Annotated in this window: 19 protein-coding genes, 1 tRNA gene and 1 other annotated feature; of the genes, 12 read left to right on the top strand and 8 right to left on the bottom strand. The window is 62.9% G+C overall.

What is annotated here, in order from left to right; genetic code table 11:
* Positions 1–147: 147 nt before the first annotated feature.
* From trpS to mdh, 5 genes are all read left to right on the top strand, one after another.
* Entirely contained in the window at positions 148–1,131 is a 984-nt protein-coding gene (trpS, locus tag J3481_RS01250) for a tryptophan--tRNA ligase (RefSeq protein ID WP_206831149.1), read from the top strand.
* A gap of 44 nt (positions 1,132–1,175) precedes the next feature.
* Positions 1,176–1,856, top strand: a complete 681-nt coding sequence (locus tag J3481_RS01255) for a response regulator transcription factor (protein WP_206831150.1) — start codon at positions 1,176–1,178, stop codon at positions 1,854–1,856.
* 3 nt (positions 1,857–1,859) lie between these two features.
* Positions 1,860–3,158: a sensor histidine kinase gene (locus tag J3481_RS01260; protein ID WP_206831151.1), complete on the top strand. Its 1,299-nt coding sequence runs from the start codon at positions 1,860–1,862 to the stop codon at positions 3,156–3,158.
* Positions 3,159–3,293: 135 nt separating this feature from the next.
* Complete coding sequence (gene icd / locus J3481_RS01265; RefSeq protein ID WP_206831152.1) at positions 3,294–4,592, top strand: NADP-dependent isocitrate dehydrogenase; 1,299 nt, start codon at positions 3,294–3,296, stop codon at positions 4,590–4,592.
* 12 nt (positions 4,593–4,604) lie between these two features.
* The gene (gene mdh / locus J3481_RS01270; RefSeq protein WP_206831153.1) at positions 4,605–5,540 is read left to right on the top strand and encodes a malate dehydrogenase; all 936 of its coding nucleotides are present in this window, start codon (positions 4,605–4,607) and stop codon (positions 5,538–5,540) included.
* A 59-nt stretch (positions 5,541–5,599) separates the two neighbouring features.
* Here the strand turns inward: mdh and J3481_RS01275 are convergent, their stop codons facing one another.
* Complete coding sequence (locus tag J3481_RS01275) at positions 5,600–5,908, bottom strand: chorismate mutase (RefSeq protein WP_206831154.1); 309 nt, start codon at positions 5,906–5,908, stop codon at positions 5,600–5,602.
* Between the two features lie 59 nt (positions 5,909–5,967).
* Positions 5,968–6,221: a binding site (T-box leader), on the bottom strand.
* 176 nt (positions 6,222–6,397) lie between these two features.
* Between J3481_RS01275 and polA the strand changes: the two genes are divergently transcribed.
* Genes polA through J3481_RS01300 form a run of 5 tightly spaced genes read left to right on the top strand, consistent with a single transcriptional unit; the run spans position 6,398 to position 12,286 of the window.
* The gene (gene polA, locus J3481_RS01280) at positions 6,398–9,052 is read left to right on the top strand and encodes a DNA polymerase I (protein WP_206831155.1); all 2,655 of its coding nucleotides are present in this window, start codon (positions 6,398–6,400) and stop codon (positions 9,050–9,052) included.
* 12 nt (positions 9,053–9,064) lie between these two features.
* Positions 9,065–9,922, top strand: coding sequence for a bifunctional DNA-formamidopyrimidine glycosylase/DNA-(apurinic or apyrimidinic site) lyase (mutM, locus tag J3481_RS01285; RefSeq protein WP_206831156.1), 858 nt, complete (start codon positions 9,065–9,067; stop codon positions 9,920–9,922).
* Positions 9,919–10,551, top strand: a complete 633-nt coding sequence (gene coaE, locus J3481_RS01290; RefSeq protein ID WP_206831157.1) for a dephospho-CoA kinase — start codon at positions 9,919–9,921, stop codon at positions 10,549–10,551. Before mutM ends, coaE begins: the two co-directional genes overlap by 4 nt.
* Entirely contained in the window at positions 10,500–11,159 is a 660-nt protein-coding gene (locus J3481_RS01295) for a lytic transglycosylase domain-containing protein (protein ID WP_206831158.1), read from the top strand. Before coaE ends, J3481_RS01295 begins: the two co-directional genes overlap by 52 nt.
* Positions 11,160–11,215: 56 nt before the next feature.
* Positions 11,216–12,286, top strand: a complete 1,071-nt coding sequence (locus J3481_RS01300) for an MFS transporter (protein WP_328702055.1) — start codon at positions 11,216–11,218, stop codon at positions 12,284–12,286.
* A gap of 14 nt (positions 12,287–12,300) precedes the next feature.
* On the opposite strand, the gene J3481_RS01305 is transcribed toward J3481_RS01300, so the two are convergent.
* Both J3481_RS01305 and J3481_RS01310 read right to left on the bottom strand, forming a co-directional pair.
* Positions 12,301–12,837, bottom strand: a complete 537-nt coding sequence (locus J3481_RS01305) for a transcription repressor NadR (protein WP_206831159.1) — start codon at positions 12,835–12,837, stop codon at positions 12,301–12,303.
* A 116-nt stretch (positions 12,838–12,953) separates the two neighbouring features.
* Positions 12,954–13,038 (bottom strand) — tRNA-Leu (locus tag J3481_RS01310).
* 216 nt (positions 13,039–13,254) lie between these two features.
* On the opposite strand from J3481_RS01310, the gene J3481_RS01315 reads away from it, so the two are divergent.
* On the top strand, positions 13,255–14,133 hold the full coding sequence (locus J3481_RS01315; protein ID WP_206831160.1) for a hypothetical protein: 879 nt from the start codon (positions 13,255–13,257) through the stop codon (positions 14,131–14,133).
* Between the two features lie 75 nt (positions 14,134–14,208).
* Positions 14,209–15,105 (top strand): slipin family protein, encoded by an 897-nt coding sequence (locus tag J3481_RS01320; protein ID WP_206831161.1) that lies wholly within the window; start codon positions 14,209–14,211, stop codon positions 15,103–15,105.
* On the opposite strand, the gene J3481_RS01325 is transcribed toward J3481_RS01320, so the two are convergent.
* The 5 genes from J3481_RS01325 to J3481_RS01345 all read right to left on the bottom strand — a co-directional run bounded on the left by J3481_RS01325 (position 15,102) and on the right by J3481_RS01345 (position 19,988).
* On the bottom strand, positions 15,102–16,220 hold the full coding sequence (locus tag J3481_RS01325) for a nitric oxide synthase oxygenase (RefSeq protein WP_206831162.1): 1,119 nt from the start codon (positions 16,218–16,220) through the stop codon (positions 15,102–15,104). The genes J3481_RS01320 and J3481_RS01325 overlap by 4 nt on opposite strands.
* Before the next feature lie 168 nt (positions 16,221–16,388).
* The gene (locus J3481_RS01330) at positions 16,389–16,637 is read right to left on the bottom strand and encodes a hypothetical protein (RefSeq protein WP_206831163.1); all 249 of its coding nucleotides are present in this window, start codon (positions 16,635–16,637) and stop codon (positions 16,389–16,391) included.
* A gap of 83 nt (positions 16,638–16,720) precedes the next feature.
* A complete protein-coding gene (locus tag J3481_RS01335) occupies positions 16,721–17,431 on the bottom strand; it encodes a DUF1345 domain-containing protein (RefSeq protein ID WP_206831164.1) in 711 nt (236 codons plus the stop codon).
* An 11-nt stretch (positions 17,432–17,442) separates the two neighbouring features.
* Positions 17,443–18,696 (bottom strand): glycosyltransferase family 2 protein, encoded by a 1,254-nt coding sequence (locus J3481_RS01340; RefSeq protein WP_206831165.1) that lies wholly within the window; start codon positions 18,694–18,696, stop codon positions 17,443–17,445.
* On the bottom strand, positions 18,693–19,988 hold the full coding sequence (locus tag J3481_RS01345; protein ID WP_206831166.1) for an O-antigen ligase family protein: 1,296 nt from the start codon (positions 19,986–19,988) through the stop codon (positions 18,693–18,695). The genes J3481_RS01340 and J3481_RS01345 overlap by 4 nt, the downstream gene beginning before the upstream one ends.
* Positions 19,989–20,177: the final 189 nt, after the last annotated feature.

A 20,177-nucleotide genomic window follows, 5' to 3' on the forward strand; every position in this document is an offset into this window, starting at 1 on the left:
GAATTCCCCGCCTTCAAGGGGGAATTCCGCTTTCGCGTATCATGCGCTTTCGCGTATCATGGTGAGCGAATGCGTCGGGCGCGGAGCGCCGCGCCATCGGCAGGCCTGAATTTGAATCGAATTTGAACAGTTGGGAGAATGATGTCCATGAAACGCGTGTTGTCGGGGATTCAGCCGTCCGGCATCCTGACCATCGGAAATTACCTTGGTGCGATTCGCAACTTCGTCAAATTGCAGGACGAGGCGGATTGCCTGTTCTGCGTCGTGGACATGCACGCCATCACGGTCCCGCAGGATCCAGAGGCGCTCCGCCACAACACACGGTCGGTGGCCGCCCTGTACCTGGCCTCCGGCATTGACCCGGCGAAGGCGACGGTGTTTGTCCAATCGCACGTGCCGCAACACGCCGAGCTCGGATGGATCCTGCAGTGTTTCACGTATCACGGCGAGCTTGAGCGCATGACGCAGTTCAAGGACAAGTCGAGCCGCCACGAGGTGGTCACGGCGGGGCTGTTTTCCTACCCCACCCTGATGGCTGCGGACATTCTGCTTTACAACGCGCACCTCGTGCCGGTGGGGGAGGATCAGAAGCAGCACCTGGAACTCACCCGCGACATCGCGGGGCGCTTCAACCGGCGGTTTGGCGACACGTTTGTCGTGCCTGAACCCTACATCCCGGAGATCGGCGGGCGCATCATGAGCCTCGAGAACCCGGAGAAGAAGATGAGCAAGAGCGACGAAAGCGCGAACGCCTACATCTCCATGTTGGACGACGCGGACACCATTCGCAGAAAGATCGGCCGCGCGGTGACCGACTCGGAGCGGGAGGTCCGCTTTGATCCGGAGAAGAAGCCGGCCATCAGCAACCTCATGACCATTTACGCCCTTTGCGCTGGCGTGTCGCTCGACGAGGTCGCGCGCAGGTTCGAGGGCCAGGGATACGGTCCGTTTAAGAAAGAACTGGCCGAGGTCGTGATCGAGCGATTGGCGCCCATCCAGGCCCGCTACCGGGAGCTGATGGATTCCGGAGAACTGGACGAGGTGCTTCGCCGCGGGGCCGAACGGGCGCGCGAAATCGCCGCGGCGACGCTCCGCGAGGTCCAGCGGAAGGTCGGCTTCCTGCAGATCTGAGCCGCATCGGGTCGCCAGCCGCAGGGCCCAAGGAGGGATGCGGAATGCGGCTTTTGGTGGTGGAAGACGAGGCGGCGCTCCGCCGCGAGCTGGTGCAGCTCTTTCAACAGCGGGGCTACACCGTGGACGCGGTGGACACCGTGTTTGCCGCGGTGGAACACGGCATGAGCGGCGCGTACGACTGCATCGTGCTCGACTACATGTTGCCGGACGGGGACGGCATTGAGGCGCTGACGCAGCTTCGCGAGGCGGGGTGCACCACGCCCATCCTGATGCTCACCGTCAAGAACGATCCAAAAGACCGCGTGCTCGGCTTGAACAAGGGCGCGGACGACTACCTGGGCAAGCCGTTCCATCCGGACGAGCTCCTGGCCCGCGTCGGGGCGCTCGTCCGGCGCGCGCCCGCGCTGACCGACGACGAGGTGCTCGAGCACGGGAAGGCCCGGTTGCACACGCGGTCGCGCAGCCTGGAGTACGACGGGAGGACGCTGGAGCTTACGAGCAAGGAATTCGCCCTGATGGAGGCGCTCTTTCGCCACAAGCACCAGGTCATGACGCGCGATCAACTCATCGCGAAGGTCTGGGGCCCGGATGCCGAAGTGGCGGACAGCGCCCTCGACACCTACGTCTACTTCCTGCGGAGGAAGTGTTCCAACATCGGCTGGAAAAACGCCATCGTCACGGTCCGCGGCCGGGGCTACGCGTTGCAGCCGGAGGGCGAGTGACCCATGTTTCGCCGCATGTATATCACCGTGGCGAGTTTGCTCATCGTGAGCACCGGGCTCTTGCTCGTGCTCGTGGGCCTGGCCGTGTACCGCGAGCTGACCAACGACGTCGCGAGGGACGCGGAGCAGGCGATGGCGGAGGCCGTGCCAGCGGTGGAGCGGGCGTTGACCGAGAGCGTGTACCGGGACGGCCTCGGTCCTCCGGTTCGGGACGATCTCGGCAACACCATCTTCTACTACGCCGTGGGGCCGGCCGCCGTCGCCCACTCCCCGCACGCGCCCGTCCCCTTTTCCGTGGTGCACGGGGAGGCCGTCCTGCGCCACTTCGTGACGTTCACGTACGACAATGAGCCATACCGGCTGTACACCGTCGTCGTGCCGGATCCGACGATGTCCTCGGCGCTCATTCAGACCTCGTACGGTCAAGCATCTTCCGGCGGGTTTGCGCGCAACCTGCTCGCGACGGGCGCCCTCCAAGCGGCGGTGCAGGACATCGCGGGTTCGTCGAGCCTTGTGCCGACGAGATCGACCGTCGTGCTGTACATGTATTGCCTCATCACGCAGGAGCGATCCATGCTCACGCACACCCTCCGCCTGATGGAGCTCATCGGCGGAGCCGGTTTCCTGCTTGCCATCGCGGGCGATCTCGTCCTGGCCCGTCGGCTCGTCCAACCCGCCTTTCAGACCTGGGCCGCGTACCAGGAGGCTGTGCTGGAGCTGTCGCACGAGCTGCAGACCCCGATTGCCACCGCGAGCGCCATGCTCGCGAACCGCGCCGTGCCGGAGGACGCCGCGAACGAGATCCGGCGCGAACTGGACCGGGCGTCGAAGATGATCTCGGACATGCTGTATCTCTCGAAGTTGCGCTCCGGGCTCGTCGACGATCCGCCTGAGCCCGTCGCCGTGTCCGATCTCACCCACGAGATCGCCGAGCGGTACGAGCCCATTGCGCGCGCCGAAGGCATCGAGCTTCGCGGGCAGGCCGAGGAGGGACTGTACGTGTTCACGAATCCGGGCGAATGGGAGCGGCTCGTGAGCACGCTGTTCAAAAACGTGATCGATCACGCCAAACGCCCTTCGACCGCCGTCTGGTCTCTCTATCGGCAAGGGCAGTGGGTCGTGCTTTCAGTGGAGAACGACGTGGCCCCGCAGACGGGGGAGCGGCACCGAGCGCCGGAGCGCGGCGTGGGCCTGCAGATCGTGGAGCGGCTGGTGCACCGCATGCGGGGGCGTCTGCGCATCGATGCGGATGAAGATCGATTTTTTGTCGAGTTGCACGTGCCGGTGTTGCGCCCGCATTGAGAGCGATTGCATGAGGCGGCCGGTGTGCTATATCATGGGTGGAGATGCATCGCGAGACAAGGGCGGGCGGCTTGCGCCGCGCCGCTCCTTGTTGCGCAGGGTCATCGAGAGAGAACGAGATTGGGAGGGCCTGCCATGCCGACGTTCCAGAGATATTCGCTGCCGACGGAGGGCGAACCCATCACGTTGGCGAACGGAAAGTTGAATGTGCCTGATCACCCGATTATTCCGTTTATCGAAGGAGACGGCACAGGGCCAGACATCTGGCGCGCCGCTCAGCGGGTGTTCGACGCCGCCGTGGAGAAGGCGTACGGCGGGAAGCGAAAAGTGGCCTGGTACGAGGTGTACGCGGGCGAGAAGGCGTACAACATGTTCGGCGAATGGCTGCCGCAGGACACGCTGACCGCGCTGTCCGAATATATCGTCAGCATCAAGGGTCCGTTGACGACGCCGGTGGGCGGCGGCATTCGCTCGCTGAACGTGGCGGTCCGCCAGGAGCTGGACCTCTACGTCTGCCAGCGGCCCGTTCGTTACTTCCAGGGCGTTCCTTCGCCGGTGAAACATCCTGAACTCGTGGACATGGTGATCTTCCGCGAAAACTCGGAGGACATCTATGCGGGAATCGAGTGGCAGGAAGGCACGCCGGAGGTCAAGAAGGTCATCGAATTCCTTCAGAAGGAGATGGGCGTCAAAAAGATCCGGTTCCCGGAGACGTCCGGCATCGGCGTGAAGCCCGTCTCGCGCGAGGGCACCGAGCGCCTGGTGAGGGCCGCGATTGAGTACGCGCTCCGCCACAAGCGCCGCAATGTCACGCTGGTTCACAAGGGCAACATCATGAAGTTCACGGAGGGCGCGTTCAAGAACTGGGGCTACGAGCTTGCCGAACGCGAGTTCTCCGACAAGGTCTTCACGTGGGCGCAGTATGATCGCATCAAGGCCGAGAAGGGCCAGGAGGCCGCGGACGCCGCGCAGAAGGAGGCCATCGAGGCCGGGAAGCTCATCGTCAAGGACGTGATCGCCGATGCATTCCTGCAGCAGATCCTGACGCGTCCTGCCGAATACGACGTCATTGCGACGCTCAACCTGAACGGCGACTACATCTCGGACGCGCTCGCCGCGCAGGTCGGCGGCATTGGCATCGCCCCGGGCGCCAACATTAACTATGAAACGGGGCACGCGGTGTTCGAGGCGACGCACGGCACGGCGCCCAAGTACGCGGGCCTCGACAAGGTGAACCCGGGCTCGGTGATTCTCTCGGGCGTCATGATGTTCGAGTACATGGGTTGGCAGGAGGCTGCCGATCTCATCACCCGCGCCATGGAGAAGACCATCGCGCAGAAGATCGTGACGTACGACTTTGCCCGTCTCATGGAGGGCGCGACCGAGGTCAAGTGCTCCGAGTTCGGTGATCACATCATCAAAAATATGGACTGAGGAGCGGTTCGCATGTTGGAGAGGAAGAAAATCTCGGTGATTGGCGCCGGATTCACAGGCGCCACCACGGCGTTTCTGCTGGCGGCGAAGGAGCTCGGCGACGTGGTGCTCTTGGACATTCCGTCGCTTGAGAACCCGACGAAGGGCAAGGCGCTCGACATGCTCGAGGCCATGCCCGTGCTCGGGAGCGACGCGCGCGTCGTGGGGACTTCCCATTACGAGGACACGGCCGGATCGGACCTCGTCATCATCACGGCCGGTCTTCCGCGCAAACCTGGCATGAGCCGGGACGATCTCGTCACCACGAACGCGAACATCGTGAAGTCGGTCACCGAGCAGGTGGTCGCGCATTCGCCCGACGCCTGTCTCATTGTCCTCTCCAACCCAGTCGACGCCATGACGTACGTGGCGTATAAGACGAGCGGATTTCCGAAGGAGCGCGTGATCGGCCAGGCCGGCGTGCTCGACACGGCGCGGTTCAACACGTTCGTCGCGATGGAACTCGGGGTGTCGGTCGAGGACGTGCGCGGCTTTGTGCTCGGCGTGCACGGCGACGACATGGTGCCGCTCGTCCGGTACGCCAACGTCGGCGGCGTCCCGCTCGAAAAGCTGTTGCCGAGGGAGCGGATCGACGCCATCGTCGAGCGCACCCGGAACGGGGGAGGCGAGATCGTCAGCCTGATGGGGAACGCGAGCGCGTATTACGCCCCCGCCGCGTCGCTTGTGCAGATGGCGGAGTCCATCCTCAAGGACAAGCGGCGCGTGTTGCCGGCCATCGCATATCTGGAAGGCGAATACGGCTATCGCGACCTGACGCTCGGCGTCCCGACCGTCCTCGGCAAACGGGGCATCGAACGCATCTTGGAGTTGGACCTTCTGCCGGAGGAAAAGGCGGCGCTCGACAAATCCGCCGAATCCGTGCGCAGGTTGATCTCCGTGATCGCGTGAAGCAAAATCAAGAAACAAAAAAAGCCGAGGGATCTGCGTCCCTCGGCTTTTTTGTCTTTCTAGCGTGCGGTGCGTTCGACGCTTTGGAGGATCTCCTCCTGGCGCCTGCAGGACTCATCGTGCACGAGTTTCCACACGGCGGCGAGAAAGGACGGTCGCAGGCGGAGTTCGGCCCCGCGGCGGAGGTATCGCGCCCGGACCTGCTGCGCGCGCTCGGGTTGGACCACCGGTTCGCCGCGCCGCGCCTTGTGCCTGGCGATCGCTTCCGCAGCGGCAAATCGCTCCGCCAACACCTGAAGGAGTTGATCATCGAGGCGATCGATAGCTCCGCGCAATTCCCGGAGCTCTTCGTCGAGTGGGCGCTGCACGTCGGTTCTCTCCCTTCCCTAGAACGCGATGATGATCCAAATGAAAAACGCCCGCCCCATCCAGGGGCGAGCGTTGCTCGCGGTACCACCCTCAGGCGGCGCCATCGGATGCGTCCGCCTTCACTTCATTGAGATAACGGAAGGTGTACACCTCCCGGCGCTGGCTACTTGCAGGCTGCAGGGAACATCCCGTCGCGCTGGTTCACCAGGCAGCTCCAGAGTGAACTTCCAGCCGCGGTCTGGACCAGTTTGCACCAACCACTGGCTCTCTGCACCGTCTCCGCGGATGTACTCTCTCCTTCACGGCCGTCGCTCGATGAATTTTGCCATAAGAATAGCGAATCGAACGAATGTTGTCAACCGTACAGAGCTCTCGGCCGGGTTGGGGGTACCTGGCTTCGACACAAGACGACGCGGGCCGACGGTGGGAATGTGATAGAATGGAGCGGGACAACAGTGCGCCTTGCGGCGCGAAGTCTGGGGTGGCCTATGCCAACATCGAAACTGGTGTTGATTGACGGAAACAGCATTCTGTATCGCGCGTTCTTCGCGCTGCCGCCGCTCTCCGCGCAGGACGGCACGCCGACGAACGCGGTTTACGGATTCACGACCATGATCCTGCGGCTGTTGTCGGACGAAAAGCCGACCCACTTGGCCGTCGCATTCGATAAATCGAAGACCACATTCCGCCATGCCGATTTTGCGGCCTATAAAGGGACGCGCCAGGAGACACCCGACGAGCTGGTGCAACAGTTTCCGCTCGCGCGCCGTACCCTGGAGGCGCTCTCAATTCCCATGATCGAGATCGATCAGTACGAGGCCGACGACGTCATCGGCACGCTCGCCAAGCGCGCGGCCGAGGCGGGTTTCGACGTGCGCGTGGTCTCAGGTGACAAGGACCTGTTGCAGCTGGTGGACGATCGGATTCACGTGCTTTTGACGCGCAAGGGCATCACTGAAATGGAACACTTTGATGAGCAAGCCGTGGCAAGGCGGTATCCCGGCCTCAAGCCCGCGCAGGTGATCGATCTCAAGGGGCTGATGGGCGATCCGTCCGACAACATTCCCGGCGTGCCGGGCGTGGGGGAAAAGACGGCGCTCAAACTGCTCGCGTCCTTCGGATCGGTCGAGGGCGTGTACGATCACCTCGATGAAGTCCAAGGGCAGAAACTGCGCGAGCGCCTCGAGCAGCATCGCGACGACGCGTTTTTGTCCAAGCGTCTCGCCACCATCGCGTGCGATGCACCCATTGAGGTCGATCTCGACGCCCTGCGCTATGACGGGCCGGATCCCGCGCAGGCCATCGCTTGGTTCCGGGAGCTCAACTTCCGGTCCCTCGTCGACAAAATTTCCGAGGAAATGAGCCACGATTCGACGCCGGGACCTGCGCCGAGCGGTGACGCTGGCTCGTCCGACGAATGGGACGCCTTCGCGTATGACGTGATCGACGACGCGCGCGCGTGGCAGGCGGCCATCGCTTCGCTCGATGAGCCGGCCGGTGTGATGATGGACTTGGCGGATCCGGACTATCATCGAGCGGAGATTCGGGGCATGGCCGTCGCGGGGGCTGGGCGCGCCTACTACGTCCGGTTCGGCGAGCGCCTTGAGCTGAGTGACGTCCGGCCGTGGTTGGTGTCGGAGCGGCCGAAGATCGCGTTTGACCTGAAGTCGATGGCCTTTGCACTCGACGCGCACGGCATCGGCTTGACAGCGGAATGCGGATGGCAGGACGTCAAGCTCGCCGCCTATCTGCTCAACCCGCAGGACGGCGAGGTGGAACTGTCGGACGTGTTCGCGCGCGCGTTCCAGCGGGAGTTGCCGCCTTTGGACGAAGGCGTCCGAGAGAAGTGGCTCGCCTACACGGCGGCGCAGCTGCCGCAGTTGTTTGAATCTCTCTCGTACACCATCCAGATGCAGGAGATGGAGCGCCTGTATCAAGAGGTCGAGCTGCCGCTCGCGTTCGTGTTGGCGAAGATGGAGATCACGGGATTCTACGTGAATCGCGACAAGCTCGTCGCGTTCGGCCGCGAGCTGACCGAGCGCATTGAGCGGCTGACGGAGGAGATCTATCGCCTTGCGGGCACTTCGTTCAACCTGAACTCGCCGAAGCAGCTCGGAGAGATCCTGTTTGACAAACTGGGCCTGCCTGTCCTGAAGAAGACCAAGACCGGCTACTCGACGAGCGCTGACGTGCTGGAAAAGCTGGCGCCGATGCATGAGATCGTGCAGAAGATCCTGGACTACCGACTGCTGGCGAAGCTTCAGTCGACGTACGTCGAAGGCTTGCTCAAGGTGATTCGCAAGGAGACCGGACGCGTCCACACCCGGTTCCACCAGACGCTCACCGCCACGGGCAGGCTTTCGAGCAGTGAACCCAACCTGCAGAACATCCCGATCCGACTTGAAGAGGGCCGCAGGCTTCGCCAGGTCTTTGAGCCGACCTACAAGGACTGGGTCATTTTTGCCGCCGACTACTCGCAGATCGAGTTGCGCATCTTGGCGCATCTGTCGGGCGATGAGGCGCTGATCGACGCGTTTCGCCGCGATATGGACATCCACACCCGCACCGCCGCGGACGTGTTCGAGGTTCCGCCGGAGCAGGTGACGAGCCTGATGCGCCGCCAGGCGAAGGCGGTGAACTTTGGCATCGTCTACGGGATCAGCGACTTCGGGCTCGCGCAAAACCTGAATATCCCGCAGAAAGAGGCGAAGCGATTCATCGAAGGTTACTTCGAGAAGTTCCCGGGCGTCAAGCGGTACATGGACGAGATCGTCAAGCTGGCGCGCGAGCGGGGGTATGTCACCACCCTGATGAACCGTCGGCGGTATTTGCCGGACATTCACAGCCGCAACTACCAGCTGCGGAGCTTTGCGGAGCGCACGGCGATGAACACGCCGATTCAGGGCAGTGCGGCGGACCTAATCAAGCTCGCGATGGTCCGGATTGACCGGGCCATGCGCGATGCGCAGATGGACGCCCGTATGCTCCTGCAGGTGCACGACGAGCTCATCTTCGAGTGCCCGAAGGATGAACTCGCAGCCCTTGAGGTGCTGGTTCGCGACAACATGGAAAACGCGATGACGTTGTCCGTGCCGCTCAAGGTGGACACGGCCTACGGTCCGACCTGGTACGACGCAAAGTGAGGGGGATGGAGCGTGCCGGAATTGCCTGAGGTGGAAACCGTTCGGCGCCATCTCGCGGAGCGCGTCGAAGGGGATGTCATTCGCGAGGTGGAGGTCCGCCTGCCGCGCATCGTGCGCCATCCCGCGCCCGTCTTATTCGCGGACCGACTGCGGGGCCAGCGGATTCAGCGCGTGGATAGGCGAGGCAAGTATCTGTTGTTCCGCTTGGATACCGTCCTCCTTGTCTCCCACCTTCGCATGGAGGGACGCTACGAGGTGGCTCATCCGTCCGAACCCGAGCTGCCCCACACGCACGTGGTGTTCCAGCTCGCGTCGGGCCGCCAGTTGCGCTACGCGGACGTTCGCCAATTCGGCACGATGGATGCGGTCGTCGAGGGAGAGCCCCTGCCCAACGGGCTGGCGGAACTCGGACCGGAGCCGTTCGATCCGGCGCTCGACGGTGCGGCGCTTCACGAGCGGCTGAGGCACCGCCGAGCGCCCATCAAGAGCCTCCTGCTCGATCAGCGGCAGATGGCGGGGCTCGGAAACATCTATGTGGATGAGGCGCTGTTTGCCGCGGGCATCCATCCGTTGACGCCGGCGGGAGCGGTGAGCAGGCGGCAGTGCGATGTCTTGTTGCGCGAGATTCGGGACGTCCTAGCGCGCGCCATCCGCGAGGGCGGCTCGTCCGTGCGGTCGTTTCGCGATGGCTACGGGAGGCACGGTGGCTTTCAGATTCAACTGGCCGTTTACGGGCGCGCCGGGCAGCCCTGCGTGAGGTGCGGCCAGCCCATTCAGAAGATCAAGGTCGCAGGGCGGGGGACCCATGTGTGCCCGGCCTGTCAGCCTGTGGTATCCGGTATGCCTGTCGGAACGGGGGTGCACGCGTGAAGGGAAAAATCATCGGTTTGACGGGAGGCATCGGCACGGGGAAGAGCACCGTGTCTCAAATGTTGCGCGATCTCGGCGCGTTTGTGGTGGACGCGGACGTGTGGGCGCGCAAGGTCGTGGAGCCGGGCAGCGAAGGGCTGCGCGAGATTGTGGACGTGTTCGGAGAAGGCGTGCTGCAGGCGGACGGATCGCTTGACCGAAAGAAGCTGGGGGCCATCGTGTTCCAGGACGAGGAGAAACGGTTGCAACTGAACCGAATTGTGCATCCGCGCGTGCAACAGGGCATGTGGCAGGAAACGATGGATTACTGGAGGGACCATCCCGGCGAGCCGGTGGTGTGGGACGTGCCGCTGCTCATCGAGGGGACGGCAAAGCGGTTCGTCGACGAGATCGTCGTGGTGTACGCGAGCCCCGCCACTCAACTTCGCCGCGTGATGGAGCGGGACGGCCTGAGCGAGACAGAAGCGCTTCGCCGCATCCAGGCGCAGATGCCCATCGACGAAAAGCGGGCCATCGCGACGCATGTCATTGAAAACGACGGCCCGCTGGAATCCACGCGAGAGCAGGTGCAGGCGCTATGGCAAAAACTTCGCGCGGAAAGCCGAAGCGGCCATTCTTCTTCGCGCTGAACCTTCGCCAGCTCATCGCGGGAATTCTGCTCATCGCCGTGCTGGTGACCATCTCAACGAACGGATTCTGGCGCCTGATGTATCCCATTCAGTATCAGGCTCAGATTCAGCAGTCCGCGCGCTTCGCGGATGTCGATCCGCTGCTGATTGCAAGCATCATTCGCGTCGAGAGCAAGTTTCGAACGGAAGACGTCTCGCACGCCGGCGCTGTGGGTCTCATGCAGTTGATGCCCCAGACCGCGGAGTGGATCGCCGAGATGCTGCGAAATCAGACGTCGGGATCGGGCGGCGCCATTCGCAGGCTGCCGCAAGACGCGAAGAAGCTTGCGAGTCCGGACTACAACATTTTGATTGGCAGTTGGTATGTGAAGAGCCTGATCAAGGATTTCCACGGCAACGTGGTGGCGGCGGTTGCGGCGTACAACGCCGGCCCGAGGCGCGTGTCGCAGTGGCTGAAGGACGGCGTGTGGAACGGGAAGCTGCAGGACATCGACCAAATCCCGGTGGGCGAGACGCGCCATTTCGTCGATCGCGTCTTCTATAACTACGATCTGTACAAGAAAATCTACGGGGGAGACCCCGCCTGGCGCTTGTCCTCAAATGGCTAGGAGGGGACCGAGATGGCCGTCACGAATCGGACGGTAGCGTATCTTCAGGCGGCCCGGTGTCCGATCGCATCGGGCGCAAGCCGTTTCTGGTCGTGTACGAACTGATGACCTGTGGTGCTGCCTTGTTGGTGGCGCTGTGTCGGAATCCAGTCCTGATCTCGGTAGCCGTAGCGCTCACCGGATTTGGACGCGGCCAGAATGGCGCTGCTGGGCCGTTCACGCCCGTGGAGCAGGCGTGGATGGCTCAGGGCACTCCACGTGAGCAGCGCAGCCGAGTCTTTAGCGCCAACACGGCTCTTGGGTTCTTCGGCATGGCCATTGGGTCCCTGTTGGCAGGACTCAACCACGCGTGGCAACGCGAGTTGCCGGGTCCGTCGGCCTTCCTGCCTCTCTTTTGTGGTGTCGCTTGCCTCTCGCTCGCTTGTGCTGTCATCCTCTGGCGGACGCCGGAAGGCGGGAGACACAGGAACGGTGGGCAGGGGGAGGATGATCACGCACCCCGGTCATTTTCTCGCGCCGGGCGCCAACCCACTTCGCGCGATCTCGCAAGGAGAAAAACCGAAAACCGCAACATCGCCAAGCTTGCATTCGTGAACCTGTTGAACGGGCTCGGCGTTGGTTTCGTAGGCCCCATGATGTCGTACTGGTTCGCCGTGAAGTTCGGGGCGACGAGCGTCGAGATCGGCAGAACGATGGCCGCGTCGTTCGTGGTGACAGGTTTGTTTGCGCTTTTCTCCGGATACTTAGCCGAGCGCATCGGTATGGTGAGAGCTGTCGTTTGGCTACGTCTCGCAGGCGTTGGACTCATGTGCGTCCTGCCCTTCATGCCCACGTTTTTCCTTGCATCGGCCGCCTATGCTCTGCGATCCGCCTTGAGCCGCGGCACCCAGGGAGCGAGATCGGCCTTAGGTTCGAGCCTGACGGAGGACGATCGGCGTGGGTTTTCGTTGAGCATGAATTCGTTCTTTACGCGAGCCGCTTCCGCCGTCGGACCGACCTTTTCGGGCTGGTTGCTGGACGAGGGCAGTCTGGCGTTGCCGTTTGTCTTGGCGGCAGGCTTGCAACTCGCTTCAACGGTTCTCTACGGGGCATTCTTTCGAGAATACGACGTCGCACGCAAGGCATGAGGCAGCAAACCTAGTCAACGCGTCCGGGGCTCAGGAGCTCCGTCGGACATGACCTGGATGCCCGCCTTCTGCAGCGCCTCGCACGCTTCCGCGAGTTGGTCTTCGCGGTCGTATTGCACGCGGTGATAGTGAAAGCCGCCGGTGAGGCTGGATAGAAGCGCGGCCCGCTCACTGCGGACCTTTTCAAGAAACACATCCACGTCGCGCCTCGAAGTGATGAGGAGGTTGCCCACGATTTCTCCGTAGATGGCGTGCTCCACGCGCACGTCCATCACGCGCACGCCGTGATCGACGAGCGTGTACAGTTCGTCCTTGGTTTGTTCCGGTGTGTGCGAGACGGCGAGCACCGTTTCCCGCCCGGACGACGATCGCGTGAGCCAGTAGCCCTTCGGCGTGGCGTAAATAGGCTCGCCAGCCGCGCGCAGGAGAGCGATGTCGTGGACGATGACCTGGCGCGTCACGCCGAGCGCCTCGGCGAGCGCCTGCCCTGGCACGGGGGCGTCCGCCTGCTGAAGCAAGTTCAAGAGGCGCTGCTGTCGTTCGGTCGGCATGCGGCGTATCCTCCTCACTCGTGGGCCGCAAAGGCGCGGTGGCCGGCAACGAAATTCGGAATGGAGCGCATAAGACGAAGAAAGGGTTCGGATGAAGTCCGAACCCTTCGAGTCTCTGGTGTCGAGAGCGGGACTTGAACCCGCACGGGTTACCCCACACGCCCCTCAAACGTGCGCGTCTGCCAATTCCGCCATCTCGACATGGCTTCAAAAGCGAGTCACGAGGATGATTATAGTCGCCCTAAACGCACGTGTCAAGCGTCTCGAGACACATTGTTGATGGCGGCTCCGGCTTCGCGCGCGAACTGAGGCTGTGACCTCTACATCTAGACACGATCCCGGGGGAAGAGTACCATGAACTACAACCAGCAGCATGGATCTGCCGCTGTTCGAACTTCTCGCTGAGGAGCGTGTGGCATGAAAGGGCGTCGTGCGGGGGCGCTCGCTGCGGCTGTGGTGATGGTGCTGTTGGCCGTCGCAGTGGGGACGTGGATGTGGGCGCGCCGGGCGGAACCGAGGGCGCGGGATGCCGCGTGGTGGGCGCAAACGGGGTGGCGCGTCAATGCGGTCGTGGCGATGGGGAAGCCCCTTGTGCTCACGTACAATCTGTGGACGGCCGCGGAGTCCGTGCCGGATACCCTGAATCTCGAGCCGATCCCGGCAGGCAGTTTCGAAGTCGTGCGGTCGGATCTGACTCATGAAGTCGATGTCGAGAACGGCAAGACGTTTCAACTGTGCCAATTCGTCATCTCGGTGCGGTTTCCGCACAGCTATCGGGATGAGCGCATGGGCCTTCTCGTGAACGCCGGTCTCTGGAAGCGCATACTTCCCTATGGCCGCGTGACGTGCCGGGTCATCCGCGGATCGGTCGATTGGCTGAGTGTCTCGTTTGACTCCGGGGAAATTCAGGAGCCGCTCGTGACGAGGAACAATCTCGTCGCCGTCCAGCTTCGCAACGAAACCCAGGCGCCTGTGCGGATCCTGGGGCTCTGGCAGGCCGGGAACGACGGCATTTCCGCCGTCCGCGTGGTGTTGCCGAACTCTCGGAGCGGAGCGAGGCCCATCAACCTGCCCTTCGCGCTGAAGCCAGGCGAAACGGCCACGCTCGAGTACGAGCTGATCCCGCGCGCGGGCACGGTGCAAGGCCTTGTTTTTCAACCGGCTCTCGCGCTCGCTTCTGGACGTATGCATGGATTCGAGGTGATGCCGCCCGTCGTGATCGAGCGTTCGTTCGTGCCGTGGCAGACCCGCCCAGCGCGTGGCATTGTGCGATTTGTGGAAGCCGCTTCGTCGTGAATCGGCCAACGCCTCGTTGGCGGCCCGTGAGGCGGATGTCGTTCCGGTGGAATGCCGGAGAAGGAGGAGATGCGCATGCGGCGTGTGGCCGGTGTGCAACGCTTGATTTTTGTCGTCTTCGTGCTCGGAGCCATCGCGTCCGCCCTGGGCCTGGGGCGGACGGATCGCGCGCTGGGCCTTGGCGTGGGGGTGGTCATTCTGCTGATGGGCTGGGCTCTGGCGGCATCCATTCACGTCGCGAATCAATGGGAAAAGGCGGTCGTGCTTCGCCTGGGCAAGTTCCGTCAGCTCGCGGGGCCGGGCATGTTCCTTCTCCTTCCCATCGTCGACACGGTTGCGGACTGGATCGACCTGCGCGTGCGGTCGACCACCTTCACCGCGGAGCAGACCCTGACGAAGGACACGGTCCCGGTGAACATCGACGCGGTGCTGTTCTGGGTGGTGGTGGACGCGGAGAAAGCCGCGCTTCAGGTGGCGGACTACGAATATTCGCTGTCCTGGGCGGCTCAGACCGCGCTGCGCGATCTGATTGGCCGCATGATGCTCGAGGATATGCTGTCGAGCCGAGAGGCCATGGATGACGAACTGAAGCGCCTGCTCGACGAGCGCACGGGCCCGTGGGGCATCTCCATTCAGAGCGTCCAGATCCGCGATATTAAAATCCCGGGCAATCTCCAGGACGCGATGTCCCGCGCGGCTCAGGCGGAGCGGGAGCGAAACGCGCGCGTCATCCTCGGTCAGGCCGAGGTGCAGGTGGCCGAATCCTTCCTGGAGGCCGCGCGCCTTTACCACAGCGATCCCGTCGCCATTCAGCTTCGCGCCATGAACATCCTCTACGAGGGCTTGAAGGAAAAAGCGTCGATGATCGTCGTGCCGAGCGCCCTGTCGGATGCGATGAATCTCGGCACGTGGCTCGGGGTGGCCAACGCTGAGCGCATGGAGGAGGTGCGCCGAGGCGGGGAGCGGGACTAACGGAACATCGACGGATCGACCCGGAAGGGCGGAGCGGGATAGGGGCTCGGCTGGCGCACGAAGTTCGGCAGCACGAAGTCGTCGTCGTATCCGCTGTGGAAGATGTGCGTCGCCGCCGGGGACAGGGGCGGGATGAGCCAGGTCCAATCGCCGGTCACGCGGCGATTCGCGTCCCGCTCGAGTCGCTCGAAGTAGGCGAACTGGCGGCTCGCGGTGTGATGATCGACGATGGTGACGCCTCGCTTGCGGTACGAATGGAGCACGGCGATGTTCAGTTCCACCAGGGCTCGATCGCGCCACAGCGTCGCGTCGCTCGATCGATCGAGGCCGATCGCTTCGGCGACGGCCGGCAGCATGTTGTAGCGAAACGGATCCGCCAGGTTGCGAGCGCCGATTTCGGTGCCCATGTACCAGCCGTTGAACGGCGCCGCGGTGTAGCGGATTCCTCCAATGATCAGCGCCATATCGGACAGAACGGGCGTGGCGTACCAGCGGAGGCCGAGATCGGCGATGGACGGGTACTCGGGGTGCTCAATCGGAACTTCAAGGATGAGAGGGAGCGGCAATTCAAACCAGGCGATCTCGTCCCCGTCCGCGATCACGACGGGAAGCACGTCCCACGGCGTGCCGCGACCGCGCCATCCGAGCGCCTCACAGACTCGGGTGAAGGCCGCCGATGCCGGATCGCCCACGGTGCCTTTCGGCGTCTCGTAGCCCGCGTAGCGCACGATCTGGTGATTCCAGATGCGCACCGCGCGCTCCCGGGAAGCCGACGCGAACACTGTGATGGTGGGCCGAATTCTGCCACCGTTTTGGGCGAAGGCCAAATGCTCGCAGACCGCGTCGAACACGTCCTTCGGCCGATGGAGATGGCGGCGGTCGAACAAGTGAAGCGTCTGCCAGAACAGCCTGCCGATGCAACGGTTGCTGTTCCTCCATGCCATGCGAGCTCCATGCTCAAGCTCTTCGAAGGTGTGATCATAAGTGCCTTCGCGGTCGATTTGTCGGCGCACCTCGTCTAGCCGCCGCTCGATCTCGACTTCGTTCTTACCCAGTTCTCGGTAGCACGTCTTGATAAAAGCGCGCGCCTCGTCGAAAAGAGCGCTCATCCGCATGTTCACCGTCCCTGACCCATTCTATCCGACCGCGATGGTCGCTCCAAAGGCGCGGGCGGTGGTGAGGAACGTGTGTCGGCGTTTTGTCACCTTCTCGAGAACGCGCGGAGGCCGCGGCAAGAACAGAAGAAGCGAAAAGCGCGGCGAGCCAATCGCCGCGCTTGGACTTCACTTCTTTTTGGATTTCGATGTGCCCTTGCCTGCAGCCTTGTGTCCCGTCGACTTCTTCGCGACAGTCTTCGGAGCCGTCTTGGTGGATTTCTTCGCCACGGTCTTGTGCGCCGCGCTCGTCTTCGCCTTGTGCACGTGCACGACTGCGTGCGAAGCGTGAGCCGCCTTCTCCGTGCTCGCCAATGCAACGCTCGGCGCCGCGAACAGCGTCAGCGCTGCCACGCTTGCCAGAATCGACTTCTTCATCATAACCCCCACCTTGCTAGCTAAGTTTGGCCAAGCTGGCCTACCAGCAATATAGAGCCAATACCTTAAAATGGTCTCAAAGTTCAGCCGATGTTGATGGCTCGGCCGACGATGACCGAGACGACCGCGAGCGAAATGACGGATTGCGTCATCATGAGGAGCTTCATCCTGCGCGACAGGACGGCGGTGTCTGTGGGACTGAAGGCGGTATTGGTATTGAACGCAAGGTAGAGGTAATCGATGAACGTGGGTTGCCACTCGTTCCATCCGGGGGCTTCGGCCATCATCTGCGGAAACAGCAGATCTGGCCGATCCGGCTTGCCTCGGTGGCGCTTGAGCGGGCCGCCGCGATCGATCTCCCAGTACCACACCGCAAACACAAAGATGTTGGTCACCCAGAGCAGGAGCGCGTCCCGAAACAATGCCACGGCGGACTCATTTTCGTGGAAGAGCGCGTGCACCAGATAGAATACGCTCACGATGAGAAACAGGGTCAGCACGGTGATGGTTGTGAGGGCCAGGCGGCGGGACCACACGTCGTGCGCTTGCCAGATGGCCGCCGCGAGCAGGATCAGAAGGAGCGCGCAAACGCCTGCGCTTGCCCACCACGGGGCGATGTGCAGCATCACGGAGACGACCGTGAGCAGGACGCCGATAAGCACGAGCGCCCCGAAAAACAGCCCTCGCGGCACGCGGTGGGCGTAATGCACAAGTTCGGCGAGTTCCGCCTCCATCCGGGATTCCAGCGATGGCCCGCAGCCGTGCTCGTCTTGTGGATGGCGATCCGGCGCCATGCTTTCCCTCCTCAGCGCTCACGCAGTTCGTCTAGGCGAATGGCGCGCTTGTGCACCGTGTGGTACCAAGTCCGGTTGCTCCGCGTGAAGTAGGCCTGAAGCGTCACGGGCCCCCACGTCCAGAGAAAGAACGGGAGGAGAGGCAACGCAAAATAGGCTCGCCAGTTCACCCGCTCGAGCAAAAGCGCGAGGGGAATCTCCAGGAACAGAATGATGTTGACCGCGACCCATAGGTTGGTGACCATGAGGGCCGCCGGGTTGGTCGCCGCGTCGGTCGGATCGGGCGACAGGTAATGAAGACCCAACACAATCATCGCGCCGGCAAACAACAGCATGGACCGCATGGGCTGAAACAGGTAGATGGCCATGTCGATCTTGGCCAGATTGCGTTCGCGCAGCCCCTCGATGAACATCGGCACAAGGTGTTCCCGTGCGCATTGAAAATGCCCCTGTTGCCAACGAAGGCGCTGGCGGAAGGACGCCGCGAAGCTCGTGGGCTTCTCGTCGTACACGCGCGCGTCGTGCGCCCAGACGGGAATGATGCCCCGGCGGACGCAGCGGATGCCGAACTCCAGATCTTCTGTGAGACCCGTCGCTTTCCAGCCCATCTCCTGCAACAGCGGATAATCGATGCAAAGGCCTGTCCCGCCGAGCGTACACGGCAGGTTGAGACGCGCGCGGGCGTACTGCCACAGCCGATTGTCGAACCAGTAGGAAATGGCAAGCGACACGCTGATCCACGAATCGAAAGGGTTCTTCGTGTCCAGGTATCCTTGAATGACGCGATCGCCGTTGCACAGATGATCGTTCATGATGGCGAGGAACTCGGGATGGACCAGATTGTCCGCGTCAAACATGACGATGGCGTCATAATGCGCGCCCATGTCCTTCAGGCGCGCCAGCATCCATTCGATGGCGTAGCCCTTGCCCTGCTCGGCGCGGTTTTCCCGCACGTGGACGATGGCGCCGTGCGCCCTCGCGCGCTCCGCCGTGCCGTCGGTGCAGTTGTCCGCGATGACGTGCACGTCGTAGAGGTGTTCCGGGTACGTCTGGCGCTTCAGGCTGTCGAGAAGGGGGCCGATCACGCACTCCTCGTTATGCGCCGGGATGATGATGGCGAACCGCTTTTGCGGCGCGTGCGTGATGGGGCGTCTGCGATGCCAGATGCCATACACGGACAGCACAATCTGGTACAGCGCCACAAGCCCCGTAACCAATTTGAGCGCGTCGTAAAAGGTGTCCCAGAGCAAGTACATCAGTGTCATTCGTCCGACATCCTCGCTTTCCGCCAGCGGCTGTGGATTCGGTCAGCCTCTGGCAAGCTGCGACCCCAGGTGTACAAGAGCCCCGCCAGCAGATAGTACAAGCTCGCAGTGTAATTGTATTCAAACAGGTTCTCGACGAAACTGTGAATCAGGACGGCGGTCAGGCCGGTCAGCCCTGCGAGCGCCAAAGCGCGCGATGGGCCCGACGTTCGCCGCACCACGTGCATCATATCGCGCACGATGGCCAGATGCATGGCCAAGAACAGCACCAATCCGAGCATACCGGTCTCTCCGAGCACCTTGGCATAGTAATTGTCGGAGAACGCGGAAAAACTATGGGACGTGGCGACGTAGCCGCCGTAGTACCCCAGTCCGGATCCGAACAATGGGTTGCGCGACATCACGTCGAACGCCTGCTGCCAAAGCGCCATGCGCCCGCCCGCGGACGACTTCATGAAATACACCGGGTTCAACAGGTCGAACGCCCGGTGCCGCAGGGACGGGACACACATCGCGAGGCCCATCGCGCCCGCCCATATCGGCAAGAGGCGGCGCTCGAAAGCGGCCGCAACCAAAAAGGTGGCGGCGCCGAGCCCGAGCCACGAGCCGCGATCGTACGTCATGAAGAGCGCGCCCAATGCGATGATGGCTCCCACGAGGTACGCCGTTCGCCGCCGCTTGTCTCCATCCCATGCGGCGAGGCCGAGCATGAGGGGCAGCGTGAGTTCGAGATTCGCGCCGAACTCCGCAGGCGACTTCATCACCGAGAACACGCGCGTCCGGACGTGCTCGCCCACGTCAAGCCACTGGCTCGGAATCGGCACTTTGATGAGAAATTGAAACCACCCGTCTATACCCATCAGAAACGACATGGCGATCACGCCGTAGAACAGCTTCGAGGCGTCCTCGGCGTCGACGGCGAGCGGCACCAGCAGGCCGACGAAGATGTATTCCACGTCCACCATCCACGCGTTCAGCGCGAGGACGGGGTGCTTGAGATCCGCGAGCACGAGCGCCAGCGTGTACAGGATGTACCACCAGGCGTATCGCCCCCATGCGGGTTGCGAACGCTTCACACCGTACGCGCGGCGGACGAGCGCCGCCCACGCGAGCGCCAGGACCGCGAGAGCGCCCCACACGTTGGCAAGGGGCGCCAGAAAGGTCGCGCCGAGGCCTTGGTTAATAATCGCAAAGGCGCCGAGCGCGTAGACCGCCATGCGGGCCAATCGCTTGCTCTGTTCTACCCCCGCTTCGAACGACAACAGGACCGAGCCTGGATGGTGTCGCGACATGCCAGCACTCCCAGCACTCGAAATTCGAACATGGCTCGTCCTGCGAACCACACTATACTCATTCTACCCGAAAATCTGCGGGCCGCATACGGTGGGTTTCCGACATTTTGGCAAACGTTTCGACGGAGATCGGCGCCTGCGCCGCCAGATCGTCACTTGAACTTGCGCCCTGCGGCGCGGGTCTGATTT

Origin of the sequence: Alicyclobacillus fructus (assembly GCF_017329605.1) — a bacterium.
GTDB classification, from domain to species: domain Bacteria; phylum Bacillota; class Bacilli; order Alicyclobacillales; family Alicyclobacillaceae; genus Alicyclobacillus; species Alicyclobacillus fructus.

Coding starts and splice junctions, on each gene's coding strand:
- trpS (WP_206831149.1), top strand. CDS start 148: ATGAAACGCGTGTTGTCGGGGATTCAGCCGTCCGGCATCCTGACCATC.
- J3481_RS01255 (WP_206831150.1), top strand. CDS start 1,176: ATGCGGCTTTTGGTGGTGGAAGACGAGGCGGCGCTCCGCCGCGAGCTG.
- J3481_RS01260 (WP_206831151.1), top strand. CDS start 1,860: ATGTTTCGCCGCATGTATATCACCGTGGCGAGTTTGCTCATCGTGAGC.
- icd (WP_206831152.1), top strand. CDS start 3,294: ATGCCGACGTTCCAGAGATATTCGCTGCCGACGGAGGGCGAACCCATC.
- mdh (WP_206831153.1), top strand. CDS start 4,605: ATGTTGGAGAGGAAGAAAATCTCGGTGATTGGCGCCGGATTCACAGGC.
- polA (WP_206831155.1), top strand. CDS start 6,398: ATGCCAACATCGAAACTGGTGTTGATTGACGGAAACAGCATTCTGTAT.
- J3481_RS01295 (WP_206831158.1), top strand. CDS start 10,500: ATGGCAAAAACTTCGCGCGGAAAGCCGAAGCGGCCATTCTTCTTCGCG.
- J3481_RS01305 (WP_206831159.1), bottom strand. CDS start 12,837: ATGCCGACCGAACGACAGCAGCGCCTCTTGAACTTGCTTCAGCAGGCG.
- J3481_RS01315 (WP_206831160.1), top strand. CDS start 13,255: ATGAAAGGGCGTCGTGCGGGGGCGCTCGCTGCGGCTGTGGTGATGGTG.
- J3481_RS01320 (WP_206831161.1), top strand. CDS start 14,209: ATGCGGCGTGTGGCCGGTGTGCAACGCTTGATTTTTGTCGTCTTCGTG.
- J3481_RS01325 (WP_206831162.1), bottom strand. CDS start 16,220: ATGCGGATGAGCGCTCTTTTCGACGAGGCGCGCGCTTTTATCAAGACG.
- J3481_RS01330 (WP_206831163.1), bottom strand. CDS start 16,637: ATGAAGAAGTCGATTCTGGCAAGCGTGGCAGCGCTGACGCTGTTCGCG.
- J3481_RS01335 (WP_206831164.1), bottom strand. CDS start 17,431: ATGGCGCCGGATCGCCATCCACAAGACGAGCACGGCTGCGGGCCATCG.
- J3481_RS01340 (WP_206831165.1), bottom strand. CDS start 18,696: ATGACACTGATGTACTTGCTCTGGGACACCTTTTACGACGCGCTCAAA.
- J3481_RS01345 (WP_206831166.1), bottom strand. CDS start 19,988: ATGTCGCGACACCATCCAGGCTCGGTCCTGTTGTCGTTCGAAGCGGGG.